Below are 11,642 nucleotides of genomic sequence, written 5' to 3'. Positions count from 1 at the left end.
GTATACGTTCAAGCCTTGACGTGCGAGAAAGCACACGGCTACGGTCGGAGCGCATCGAGTCCGAGTGCCTGACGGGAGGGAGCTGTCGTGAAGGCTGTTACGTACGGCACCCCCGTCCGCCTCGTCGGCTTCGCCCGCGCCCTGCGCCGGCACATCGATCTGCTGCGAGTCTCCGGCACGCTCTGTCGCGTCTGACTCCGGCCGGGTCTGCCCCTCGGTAGGGTCTGACCTTCGTCTGCGGCCTTGTTCGCCTCGTGCGGGTTCCTGACCCGCCATGTGGCGGTTTCCGCTCTTTCTCTTCATTCTCTTCCGGCCACTGCCGTGTGCGCCCGCATGTCCGGGCGGCTACCCCGCGTTGCCGTGTCCTCACCAGGAGTACGACCGTGATATCCAGCAAGAGACGCCTGCTCATCGGGGCCCTGACGACCACCTCCCTGTTGGCCTTGTCGGCGTGCGGCGAAAGCTCCGGCACGTCGGCCGACAGCACCGGCCCTGTCCACTTCGGGGTCTCAGCTCCCGTCACCGGCCAGTACGCCGAGTACGGGAAGTTCTACAAGCAGGGCTTCGACCTCGCGCTCGATCAGATCAACGCTGACGGCGGCATCAACGGTCGCAAGGTGAAGCTGAAGTGGGAGGACAGCCAGTCCGACCCCAAACAATCCGTGCCGATCGCCCAGAAGTTCGTCAACGACAAAAACATCATCGCCGAGCTCGGCGACTTCTCCAGCCCCGCCTCGATGGCCGCCTCACCGGTCTACGAGCGGAACAAACTGGTTCAGTACGGCTTCACCAACTCCTCGCCGAAGTTCACCCTCGGCGGGCAGTACATGTGGAGCCCGGGCATCTCGCAGGCCACCGCCGAGGTTCAGCAGACCGATGCGCTGGCGAAGTTCGGCAAGAAGATCGCGGTGGTCTACCAGAACACCGACTGGGGCAAGCAGGTGTTCCAGATCTTCCAGAAGGAGGCGAGGAAGCTCGGGCTGACGGTCACGTACAGCTCCGCGTACCTCCCCTCCACCACCGACTTCCGGCCGCTGCTGATCAAGGCCCGCGACTCCAAGCCTGATCTCGTCTACGACATCGGGTACGACAACGACGCGGCGGCGATCCTCACCCAGGCGCCCAAGGCGGGGGTCACCGCCAAGATCTTCACCGAGCAGCTGACGGCCACGGGCATCAAGCTCGCGGGGGAGAACGCCGAGGGAGCGCTCACCACGGCGACCTGGTTCCCCAACTCCAGCGAGCCCCGGGTCAAGGCGTTCACCAAGGCGTTCAAAGCGAAGTACGGTCATGTTCCGGGCGCGTTCGAGGTGTACGCGTACGACGCGCTGACCCAGTTGGTACACGCGGCCAAGAAGGGTGGTGCCACCCGGCAGGGCGTTTACCAGGGGCTGAAGAACTCAACCGATCTGCCGAGCGTGCAGTACGGAAAGTTCCGCTTCCAGTCCGACCGCCGTCCTGCCGACCCGCCGGTCCCCGTCGCCGTGATCGTCAAGAACGGCGAACAGGTCCCGGCCGAAGGATGACGGTCGAAGCATGATCGACACACTGCTCGCCGGGATCATCCACGGCAACACGTATGCGCTCGTCGCGATCGGACTTTCGCTGATCTTCGGCGTATCCAATGTGGTCAACTTCGCCCAGGGGTCGGTCTTCGCGGCCGGCACCATGTCCGGCTGGTGGCTCATCGCCGAGCAGCACTGGCCGCTCTGGGCGGCGATCGTCGGCGTCTGCGCCTTCACCGCTGTCCTGGGCCTGGCCGTCAACGTGCTCGCGGTCCGGCCGCTGGCCAAGGTTCCGCCCATCGCCGCGCTGCTGGCCACGTACGCGGTGTCGGTCATCCTGGACAACCTCTCCCAGGTGGTATTCGGCCCCGACACCCGGCGGTTCCCGCAGGCTCTGGACACCCTCAACTTCCATGTGGGGAGCTTCCGCTTCGGCACGCTCGACGTGGTGATGTTCGCGGTGAGCCTCGGCTGCATCCTGCTGCTCGGCGGCTTCCTGAAGTTCACCAAGTACGGGCAGGCCATCCGCGCCACCGCCCAGGACTCCGACGCGGCGCTGCAGATGGGCGTGCCCGTGGGCAGGGTGCGGAACCTGTCGTTCATGCTGGCCTCGGCGCTCGGCGGCCTGGCCGGTGTCCTGGTCGGCATGTACAACAGCAACATCTCGCCCAGCGCCGGTACGGCCGCGGGGCTGACCGCCTTCACCGCCGCGACCCTGGGCGGCCTGGGCAGTCTGCCCGGAGCCGTGCTCGGGGGTCTGGCGCTGGGCATCGTCGAGGCCTTTGGCATCTCGTACTGGGGCGCGGGGGTCGACAACCTCATCATCTTCGGCGTCCTGTTGCTTGTGCTCTGGCTCAGGCCCGGGGGACTGCTGGGCAAGGTGCCCCTGATCTCCGCGGAGCCGCTGACGGGGACGTTCCTCGGCGGCGGCCGGCCAATCCGGCTGACGTGGTGGCAGGTCGTGGCCCTGGTCGGGATCGCCGCCGGCGTCGTGCCGTTGGTGGCGGACGACTACCAGCTCACGACCGGCACCCAGGTGCTGATCTTCGCGATCCTGGCGCTCTCCCTCACCCTCGTCTCCGGTTCGGCGGCCCAGGTCGCGCTCGGCCAGGCCGGGCCCATGGCAGTGGGCGCCTACACCTCGGCGCTGCTCGTCGGCGAACACGGCTGGCCCTTCCTGGCAGGCCTGTTGGCCGCCGGCCTGGCGGCCGCGGTCGTCGGCACCGTTCTGATGTCGCCGACGTGGCGGCTCAGCGGCCACTACGTGTCGATCGCCACCCTCGGCATCGGCGCCGTGACCGTGGCCGCGATTCTCAACCTCGACTGGCTGACTCACGGCCCGCTGGGCATTACGGCGATCCCGCCGCCCAGCCTCTTCGGCCACCAGATCATCATGCCGACGGACACCTATCTCCTCGACCTGACCGTTCTGCTGGTCGCGCTGGGGCTCGTCGTACGGCTGCAGAAGTCCTTCCTCGGCACTGTCTGGTCGGCGGTCGGCGCAGACGAGACGGCGCTCAGCGCCTCGGGTCTGCGCCCGGCCGACTACAAGGCGCTGGCGTTCGCGGTCGGTGCCTTCGTTGCCGGGCTCGCCGGAAGCCTGCTGGCCCACCAGTACAGCTATCTGGACCCGACGATGTTCAGCCCCGACCTGTCCATGCTGGCCCTGACCATCATCGTGCTCGGCGGGATGAACAGCCCGTTCGGCGCCGTGCTGGGCGCGGTGGTCCTCGTAGGCGCCCCCGAGTTTCTGCGGATGGCGCAGGACGCCAGACTTCTGACGTACGGAGTGCTCTTGCTGCTGCTCATCCGATTCCGGCCGCAGGGCCTGTGGGCGAGGCGGGCATGACGGCCGAACGCTCTCCGATACCCTCTTCGATACCCGCGCCCGTTCTACTCGAGGTCGCCGGTCTCGCCCGCTCCTTCGGTGCCGTACGTGCCGTGAACGGCGTCTCGTTCCAGGTCCGGCAGGGCGAGGTGGTCAGCATTATCGGCCCCAACGGCTCCGGCAAGACCACAACGCTCAACCTGCTCGGCGGGCTGCTCACCCCCGACAGCGGCGAGATCCTGCTGCACGGCCGCCGCATCGAACGGTTGCCCGCCGAGCGCAGGGCGGAACTCGGCATCGCCCGCACCTTCCAGAACGGCCGGGTCTTCGCGAACCTGCCCGTCGCGGGCAACGTCTATGTCGGTCAGTACGCCAAGCTGACGCGCACCCGGCCCTTCCCCCGGCTGCGCCACCTGCCCGTGCTGCGCTGGATCCCCTTGCTCGCCGAGCTGCTGCTGGCCCTCGTACAACCGCCGGCCGTGCGACGCGAGCAATCCGAGGCCGCCGCGCGGACCGAAGCACAGCTGGCCCGCTTCGGGACACGGCTGCTCCCGCGCGCCGACCACCGCGCGCACACCCTGTCGTACGCCAACCGGCGGCGCACCGAGATCGCCCGCGCACTCGCCCTCGAACCGACGCTGCTGCTCCTCGACGAGCCGACGGCCGGAATGAACCAGACCGAGACGGCCGAAGTGCTGGCCCAACTCCTCGAGTTGAAGGCCGAGGGGCAGACGATCGTGCTGGTCGAGCACAAGATCGACCTGGTGATGACGGTCTCCGACCGGGTGATCGTGATGGACGAAGGACAGACGATCGCCGCCGGGACGCCCGCGGAGGTCCGCGACGACGAACGGGTCGTCGAGGCCTACCTCGGCCGCCGCCGTACGCAACGCAAGGAGGCATCCCGATGACGGTGACGGGCTCGCCGCTGCTGGAACTGAGGAACATAGATATCTTCTACGGCCCCTCACAGGCGCTGGCCCATGTGTCCCTGCAGGTCGGACAAGGTGAGATCGTGTCCCTGCTCGGCGGCAACGCCTCCGGCAAGTCGACCACCATGAAGACCGTCCTCGGCCTGCTGCGACCGGCTGCGGGCCAGGTCCTGCTGGACGGCGAGCGGATCGACACCCTGCCCACCCGGGAGCGGGTGCGCCGGGGCATTGCCTCCGTCCCCGAGGCCCGACGGGTCTTCACCGGCATGACGGTCGAGGAGAACCTGCACCTCGGCGCCTTCACCCGCGCAGGGCGCGGCGAGATCCGCAAGGACATCGAGCGGCTCTACGAGTCCTTTCCGCGCCTCGCCGAACGCCGCACCCAGCACGCCGGCACCCTCAGCGGCGGCGAACAACAGATGCTGGCCTTCGCCCGGGCGCTGATGAGCAGACCACGGTTGATCTGCATGGACGAGCCCACGATGGGACTGTCCCCGCTCTTCGTCGACCGGGTACTGGACATGATCGCCGACATCAACCGCACGCTGGGCGTCGCGGTGCTCATCGTCGAGCAGAACGCCGAACTGGCCCTGTCCATCGCCGCCCGCGGCTATGTGCTGCGCACCGGATCGATCGTGCTGCACGGGCAGGCGGACGCGCTGCTCGACGACCCGTCGGTCCGGGAGTCCTACCTCGGAAAGGCCACCTGATGCCTGAACGAAAGCCGTTCCGGCTGGGCGTCTTCACACGCCTCGTCGACGACGTCCCGCCCGCCGAGCTGTACGCACGGGCACTGGAGCTGTTCACCACCGCCGAGGAACTCGGCTTCGACACCGGCTGGGTCGCCCAGCACCACCTGCGCGACCAGGGCGGACTGCCGTCGCCGCTGGTCTTCCTGACGGCCGCCGCGGCTCGCACGACACGGCTGCGGCTCGGCACCGGGATCATCACCCTGCCCCTGGAGAGCCCGTTCCGGCTCGCCGAGGACGCCGCGGTGCTCGACGCGCTCAGCGGCGGGCGGTTGGAACTCGGCTTCGGCACGGGCGGCGGTGACCTGGTGTTCTCCCTCTTCGGCCGACGGGTGGACGACCGTCGCGACACTTACGAACGGGCCCTGCGGGTGGTGCGCGACGCGCTGTCCGGCAAGGAGCCCGTGCCCGGCGCCCCGCCCCTCTTCCCGCCCGCCGACACCCTTGGCGACCGGCTCTGGGAAGCCACCTTCGGGGTACCGGGGGCGATCCGGGCCGCGCGGAACGGCAGTGGTCTGCTGCTCGCCCGTACCGCTCTCAGCCCGGTGCCGGACGGTACGCCGGAGCCGCCCCGCGTACCGCTCGGTGACGCGCAGCACCCCCTGGCCTCGGCCTACCTCGACCATTGGACGTGGCCGGATGCCGCTCCCCGGATCGGCCTGTCCCGGTCGGTGTACGTGGCGCCGAGCCGTGCGGAGGCGCTGGCCGATGCCGAGGACGGCTTCCGTCGGTTCGCCGCGGCGGCCGGCGAGGCGGCGGCCCGGCGCACCAAGGATGACGCCCATGTCGGCAGCCCTCAGGACGTCATCGCCTCGCTCGGCGCCGACCGGCTGCTACCACTGGCCAGCGACCTGATCATCCAGGTCCACTCGATCGACCCGTCGCACGAGAAGACGCTCCGGTCACTGGAATTGATCGCCACCGAGGTCGCTCCGGCGCTGGGCTGGCGGCCCGCGCACCCTCGCGGTACCAGAACCGATTCCCTCACCCAGGAAGGCCACCCACGATGACCACCCGATCCGGGACACCCACCGATCTGATCAACACGCTGCTCGGCATCGAACCGGGCTCACCGCTGGCGCAGTTGCGCGCCCGCCGACCGGAGGCGACCCGTCACACGCAGGGCAGCTACGACGCGCTCTTCGTACCCGCTGCCCCCGCCACCTCCGTGACCACCACCGAGCGGTTCGCGGCCGCGCTGCGGGTGGCGCAGCTGCACGGCGACCAGGTCCTGGGCGAGCACTACACCGGGCAGCTGCTCGGTGTGGGCGGGGCGACGAAGGAGCTCGTGACGGCCGTCAAGGACGTCCGATCGCTGCCCCGCGCCACCGAACCGCTCGACCCTGAGCCGTTCTCCGACCGGCTGCGCGCCATCCTCGCGCACGCCGACCTGCTGGTCCTGCGGCCTGCGGCAGCCACCCCCGCCCATCTGGATGCCCTGACCAAGGCCGGGCTCGATGCGGCAGAGATCGTCACGGTGTCGCAGCTCATCGCGTACGTCAGCTTCCAGGTCCGGCTGCTCGCAGGCCTGGCCCTGATCCGCGGGGACGAGCGGCCCGCACCGGGTCCCGCACGCGGCCCGTTGGACGCGCCTGATACCGGATTCACGCAGGAACAGCTGGGCTGGACGCCCTGGCTGGAGCCTGTCGCGGTCGAGGACGTGACGGACGAGCAGCGCGCGGTCCTGCCCGGACAGCGTCTGGAGTCCCCGTATTTCCGGCTGCTTGCCCTGGACCCGGCGGTGCTCGGTGAGCGCACCGCCACCGACAACGGCATCTTCTACACCCGAGGCGGCCTGCCCCGTCAGGAGCGCGAACTCGCCGCCACCGTGACCTCGCGCGTAAACGGCTGCGTGTTCTGCGCATCGGTGCACAGCCGCTTCGCCTCCCAGCTCAGCAAGCGGGACGAGGATGTCCAGCGACTTCTGGACGAAGGCGTGGACACACCGCTCGACGACCGCTGGCGTGCCATCACGGACCTCGCAGCGGCACTGACCACGACACCGCCGACCGCCGACCACACCCACGTCGCCGCCCTGCGCGAACTCGACCTGGACGACCTGGACATCCTCGACGCCGTCCAGGCCTCCGCGTTCTTCGGCTGGGCCAACCGCCTGATGCTCACCCTTGGCGACCCCATACCGCCCACGCAGCCCTGAACCGAAGGAGCCGTAGACATGCCCGCCACCGCAACAGCGAACGCGACCCGCAAGAACAAGGACGAAGAGCAGCGAGCAAAGCAGCAGGAAGAGCGGCAGTTGCTCGACACCGCCCCCGACCCGCGGCCCGGACTGCGCGCATACCTCGAGGTCAAGCGCGCCGCGCTGCTCGCCAAGCGGGAGACCGAGCGCGCCGGCGCGGTGACCGAGCCGAACCGGCTGCGTGCCAGGACCAAGGCCGAGGAGCGCAGCGGCGTACGGCGCATCCGTATCCGCCACCACCAGATCCTGAGTGACTCCCCGCTGGACTTCGCCGGTTACGATCTCGGGCCCGCCTCGCCCGAGATCCAGCTCGGCGTCCTGTCCAGCTGCCTCACCCACATCTTCCTCATCCAGGCTGCCGACCTGCGAATCCCGCTCGACTCCCTCGAGGTCGAGGTGCAGGCCGACCAGGACCCGCGCGCCGGACAGCCCGGGTTCGAGCAGGTGCCGATCTACCCGCACAACATCTCGTACACCGTGCACATCACCTCACCGGCCACCAAGGCGCGCATCCGCGAGCTGCACGAGACGGTCGAGCGCAAGTGCCCGATCTACAACCTCCTCGTCAACCCGCAGAACATCACCGGCCGAGTCGTCCTGACCGGCAGTCCGGAGGAGATATGACGGCCCCCCGCATACGGCTCGGCTTCCTCACGCACGCGAACGGTCCCATCGACACGCGGGAGACCTACCGGGGCCTCCTGCGCATCTTCCGGTCCGCCGACGAACTCGGCTACGACACCGGCTGGATCTCGCAGCACCACTTCCAGGACGACTACGGACGGGTTCCCTCGCCGCTGCCGTTCCTGGCCGCTGCCGCCGCGCAGACCAGTCGTATCCGGCTGGGCACGGCGGTCGTGATCGCTCCCTTGGAGGATCCCGTACGGATCGCCGAGGATGCCGCCGTCGTCGACGAGATCAGCGAAGGGCGACTCGAACTCGGCCTCGGCAACGGCGGATTCGGCCCCGAAGCGGAAAGGGTCTTCGCGGCATTCGGTATCGACCCGGCACGCCGACGAGAAAGGGGCTCGCAGGTGCTCGACGGGACACTGCGTGCCCTGCGCGGCGAACCGCTGGGAGACCGCCCGGACGGCCCGGTGCTCCAGCCGCCCGTCCAGGGGCTGGCCGACCGGGTGTGGTGGTCTTCCGCCAATCCGCGCGGCGGTACGGAGGCCGGTACCCGGGGTGCGGGACTGCTGCTGGCGCGCCGCGCACTCGGAGTGCGGGGCCCGACCGATCTCGACCAGTTGCGCGTGGTCGAGCCCTACCTGGAACAGCTGGCCGCGGGGTCCGGAGTGCCGCCGCGTATCGCCGTCTCGCGCGGCCTGTTCGCCACCAAGGACCCCGCGGCGAGCCAGGGGGAGTTCCGGCGGATCGTCCGCCACTATCTCGAAGGCCCAATCCGCAACGGGGAGTTCCCGCCCGGCCTCGGCTTCGACGACTACCTGGCGCGGTCCAACTTCTTCCACGGCCATCCGGAGCAGATCGCGGAGCAGCTGAACCGTGACCGGATCCTGCCGTACGCGACCGAGCTGATCGTGCAGGTCCACTACGGGGCGACGGTGGAGGAGTCGCTGCGCAACCTGGAGCTCATCGCGACCGAGGTCGCCCCGCTGCTGGACACTCACCTGCGCGCGGGAGTGAGCGGGGAGGTGCGCCGGTGAGTACGGAGACGAGGACGGCGCCGCCCGACACTCACCGTGCCAAGGAACTGTCAGCGCGCGAGAAAAGTCCTGCCCGTACGCGCCGACGCGGCGCTCGCTGGGCCGATCCGCTGCCATGGCTGCTTCCGCTCGGCGTGCTCGTGGTGTGGCAACTGGCCTCCTGGAACATGTGGATGGATCCGCTGCTGCTGCCCTCACCCGGTGCGGTGGCCCGTGTCCTGGGGGATTCTGCCGGCGACGGCACTCTCGTCACCGACCTGTCCGCGAGCATTCAGCGCTGGGCCTCCGGCTTTCTGATCGGCGCATCGCTCGGGCTGCTGCTCGGCTCGCTCGTCGGCCTGTCCGTGCTGTCCGAGCGGCTGCTCGACACCTCGGTGCAGATGCTGCGCACCGTACCGGTGTCGGGTCTGTCGCCCCTGCTCATCGTCTGGCTCGGGCTGGACGAGGCGCCGAAGATCGTGCTGGTCGCGGCGGGCAGTTTCTTCCCCGTGTACATCAACACGTTCGGCGGCATCCGCAACGTGGACCGCAAACTCGTGGAGGTGGGCCGGATGTTCCAGTGGAACCGCCCCACCGTACTGCGCCGGATCATCCTGCCCGCAGCGCTCCCGGAGATCCTCAACGGCATCCGGTACGCGCTCGGCGTCGCCTGGGTGCTGCTGGTCCTCGCCGAGCTCCTCGGAGCCACATCCGGGTTGGGGTTCATGCTCAACCAGGGACGCGAGCTGTCGCGGGTCGATGTCGTGATCGCGGCGCTGCTGGTCTTCGCCGTCGCGGGCAAGGCCGTCGACCTGCTCGTACGGGCCGCGGAGCGACGGTTGCTGCGCTGGCGCGACCTGCACGCCGGAGCGTGATCCGAGCCATGAGTATCGCTTTGTCCCTGCGCGGCTACGGCCGTACGTTCACCACCACGGCCGGTGCCCTGAGGGCCGTCGACGGCGTCGACCTGGACATCGCGCCGGGCGAGTTCACTGCCCTGGTCGGGCCGTCCGGCTGCGGCAAGTCGACCATCCTGCGGGCCATGGCGGGCCTGGACACCCGGGGCGACGGGGAGGTGTTCGCAGGCGGTGCACCCATCACCGGGCCGCATGCCTCGCGCGGCCTGGTCTTCCAGGAGCACCGCCTCTTCCCATGGCAGTCCGTCGCGAAGAACATCGGCGCCGGGCTGCGGGGTGACCGCGCCGCGCGGCAGCGGCGGGTGGCCGAACTCCTGGAACTGGTCGGCCTGGAGGGCTTCGCCGACGCCTACCCAGGCCAGTTGTCCGGCGGCATGGCGCAGCGCGTGGCCATCGCCCGCGCACTGGCGCCCGCTCCGGACGTCCTTCTTCTGGACGAACCGTTCGGCGCACTGGACGCGTTCACCCGGATCCGGCTCCAGAACGCCCTGCACGACATCTGGGCCGCCCACAACGTCACCGCTGTCCTGGTCACGCACGACATCGACGAGGCAGTCGCCCTAGCCCAGCGCGTCGTCGTCCTCGGCTCCCGCCCGGGGCGCGTGCGGCGCGTCCACGAGATCGATTTGCCCTACCCGCGGGACCGGGCCTCGGCGAGTTTCGCCGAGCACCGCGCCACGTTGCTCGGGGACTTCGCCCTGAGCAGCCTCTCCGAACGCACCGATTCCCCACGCACCGATTCCCCACGCACCGATTCCCCACGCACCGATTCCCCACGCACCGATTCCCCACGCACCGATTCTCCCGAGGAGACGCACCATGTCTGACCTCTCCCTGTCCCGGCGCGGACTGCTGCGAGCCGCGGCCGGCGGCGCCGCCGCAACGTCGCTCGCGGCGTGCGGGCCCGGCGCCGCGGCCTCCGGTTCGGCGGCAAAAGGCGTCGCAGGGCAGCTGAGGATCGGATTCCAGCCGCCCTACATCGTGATGGACGTGCTACAGAAGCAGAACACCCTCGCCTCGGCGCTGCGCGGCGACGGCACCGACGTCTCGCTCAAAGTCCTCGACCCGACCGTCATCCAGCAGTCGGTGGCCGGCCGCGCCCTCGATCTCGGGCTCGGCGGGCTCGGGCCGATCCAGCTCTCCAGCCAGCCGTTCACCGTCGTCGCCCTCGTCGAACACAGCCCGCGCACCCAGGCCTTGCTGGTCCGCAAGGACTCCGGGATCGAGAGCGTCACTGATCTCAAGGGCAGGAAGCTCGGCTCCTACGGCACCACGATCAACGCCAACCTGTTCGTGCTGCGCGCGGCGAAGAAGGCCGGATTCGACGTGGGTGAGATCAAGTTCGTCCCCCTCACCACCGACCAGATCACCGCCTCACTGCTGTCCGGGTCCGTGGACGCCGTACAGACCTGGGACCCATTCGCCGCCCAGCTCGAGGCATCGAAGCGCACCCGCACGCTGCTCACCGGTCAGGGCCTGGTCGAGAACTACGTGGTGATCTACGGCCACCGCGACTACGTGAAGAAGTACCCGAAGACCATAGCCAAGGCGCTCCGCACTTACCGCAAGGCGCTGACCTGGGTCAATGCGCACCAGGACGAGGCCCTCCGGCTCTTCGCCTCCGCCAACAAGCTGGAGGCCGAGGTCGCCGCGCTCACCTTCCGCCGCCGCGAGTATCTGCTCTCGGCGCCCAGCGAGCGCTTCCTCGCCGATCTGAAGCGACAGGAGAGGGAACTCAAGGCGTCCGGCGTCCTGACCAAGAGCGTCGACTGGGACGCGGCGATTGACCACACGATCGCTGTGGAGGCCCTCGCCGCGGATGGATGATGCTCGCGGCCGCCGCGCTTGGCGATCTCGATCACTAGTGC

11 protein-coding genes are annotated in these 11,642 nt (G+C 69.3%); all 11 read left to right on the top strand.

The features are described from left to right. The first annotated feature begins 383 nt into the window (after positions 1-383). The 11 genes from ACWY4P_RS01005 (at position 384) to ACWY4P_RS00955 (ending at position 11,601) form a co-directional block, all read left to right on the top strand. Positions 384-1,526, top strand: coding sequence for an ABC transporter substrate-binding protein (locus ACWY4P_RS01005; RefSeq protein WP_456208171.1), 1,143 nt, complete (start codon positions 384-386; stop codon positions 1,524-1,526). A 10-nt stretch (positions 1,527-1,536) separates the two neighbouring features. Then, positions 1,537-3,354 carry an ABC transporter permease gene (locus ACWY4P_RS01000; RefSeq protein ID WP_456208170.1) on the top strand — a complete coding sequence of 606 codons (1,818 nt, stop codon included), beginning with the start codon at positions 1,537-1,539 and terminating at the stop codon, positions 3,352-3,354. Positions 3,355-3,446: 92 nt separating this feature from the next. Beyond that, positions 3,447-4,244 carry an ABC transporter ATP-binding protein gene (locus ACWY4P_RS00995; protein WP_456208169.1) on the top strand — a complete coding sequence of 266 codons (798 nt, stop codon included), beginning with the start codon at positions 3,447-3,449 and terminating at the stop codon, positions 4,242-4,244. Further along, entirely contained in the window at positions 4,241-4,975 is a 735-nt protein-coding gene (locus ACWY4P_RS00990; protein WP_456208168.1) for an ABC transporter ATP-binding protein, read from the top strand. Before ACWY4P_RS00995 ends, ACWY4P_RS00990 begins: the two co-directional genes overlap by 4 nt. Beyond that, positions 4,975-6,024: an LLM class flavin-dependent oxidoreductase gene (locus ACWY4P_RS00985; RefSeq protein ID WP_456208167.1), complete on the top strand. Its 1,050-nt coding sequence runs from the start codon at positions 4,975-4,977 to the stop codon at positions 6,022-6,024. The genes ACWY4P_RS00990 and ACWY4P_RS00985 overlap by 1 nt, the downstream gene beginning before the upstream one ends. Continuing rightward, the gene (locus ACWY4P_RS00980) at positions 6,021-7,172 is read left to right on the top strand and encodes an alkylhydroperoxidase domain protein (RefSeq protein ID WP_456208166.1); all 1,152 of its coding nucleotides are present in this window, start codon (positions 6,021-6,023) and stop codon (positions 7,170-7,172) included. The genes ACWY4P_RS00985 and ACWY4P_RS00980 overlap by 4 nt, the downstream gene beginning before the upstream one ends. Before the next feature lie 18 nt (positions 7,173-7,190). After that, positions 7,191-7,838 (top strand): OsmC family protein, encoded by a 648-nt coding sequence (locus ACWY4P_RS00975; RefSeq protein ID WP_456208165.1) that lies wholly within the window; start codon positions 7,191-7,193, stop codon positions 7,836-7,838. Next, the gene (locus ACWY4P_RS00970; protein WP_456208164.1) at positions 7,835-8,878 is read left to right on the top strand and encodes an LLM class flavin-dependent oxidoreductase; all 1,044 of its coding nucleotides are present in this window, start codon (positions 7,835-7,837) and stop codon (positions 8,876-8,878) included. Before ACWY4P_RS00975 ends, ACWY4P_RS00970 begins: the two co-directional genes overlap by 4 nt. Continuing rightward, the gene (locus ACWY4P_RS00965; protein ID WP_456208163.1) at positions 8,875-9,732 is read left to right on the top strand and encodes an ABC transporter permease; all 858 of its coding nucleotides are present in this window, start codon (positions 8,875-8,877) and stop codon (positions 9,730-9,732) included. Before ACWY4P_RS00970 ends, ACWY4P_RS00965 begins: the two co-directional genes overlap by 4 nt. 8 nt (positions 9,733-9,740) lie before the next feature. Further along, on the top strand, positions 9,741-10,601 hold the full coding sequence (locus ACWY4P_RS00960; RefSeq protein WP_456208162.1) for an ABC transporter ATP-binding protein: 861 nt from the start codon (positions 9,741-9,743) through the stop codon (positions 10,599-10,601). Further along, positions 10,594-11,601, top strand: coding sequence for an ABC transporter substrate-binding protein (locus ACWY4P_RS00955; protein WP_456208161.1), 1,008 nt, complete (start codon positions 10,594-10,596; stop codon positions 11,599-11,601). Before ACWY4P_RS00960 ends, ACWY4P_RS00955 begins: the two co-directional genes overlap by 8 nt. Positions 11,602-11,642: the final 41 nt, after the last annotated feature.

It is taken from the genome of Streptomyces sp. LZ34 (assembly GCF_053890475.1).
Note: the sequence above shows the minus strand (reverse complement) of the source record. Positions and strands in the feature narration are given on the sequence as shown.

Excerpts from the sequence above, each read along its gene's own strand:
- ACWY4P_RS00970 (WP_456208164.1), top strand. The coding sequence starts at position 7,835 with ATGACGGCCCCCCGCATACGGCTCGGCTTCCTCACGCACGCGAACGGT.
- ACWY4P_RS00955 (WP_456208161.1), top strand. The coding sequence starts at position 10,594 with ATGTCTGACCTCTCCCTGTCCCGGCGCGGACTGCTGCGAGCCGCGGCC.
- ACWY4P_RS00960 (WP_456208162.1), top strand. The coding sequence starts at position 9,741 with ATGAGTATCGCTTTGTCCCTGCGCGGCTACGGCCGTACGTTCACCACC.
- ACWY4P_RS01000 (WP_456208170.1), top strand. The coding sequence starts at position 1,537 with ATGATCGACACACTGCTCGCCGGGATCATCCACGGCAACACGTATGCG.
- ACWY4P_RS00990 (WP_456208168.1), top strand. The coding sequence starts at position 4,241 with ATGACGGTGACGGGCTCGCCGCTGCTGGAACTGAGGAACATAGATATC.
- ACWY4P_RS00980 (WP_456208166.1), top strand. The coding sequence starts at position 6,021 with ATGACCACCCGATCCGGGACACCCACCGATCTGATCAACACGCTGCTC.
- ACWY4P_RS00985 (WP_456208167.1), top strand. The coding sequence starts at position 4,975 with ATGCCTGAACGAAAGCCGTTCCGGCTGGGCGTCTTCACACGCCTCGTC.
- ACWY4P_RS00975 (WP_456208165.1), top strand. The coding sequence starts at position 7,191 with ATGCCCGCCACCGCAACAGCGAACGCGACCCGCAAGAACAAGGACGAA.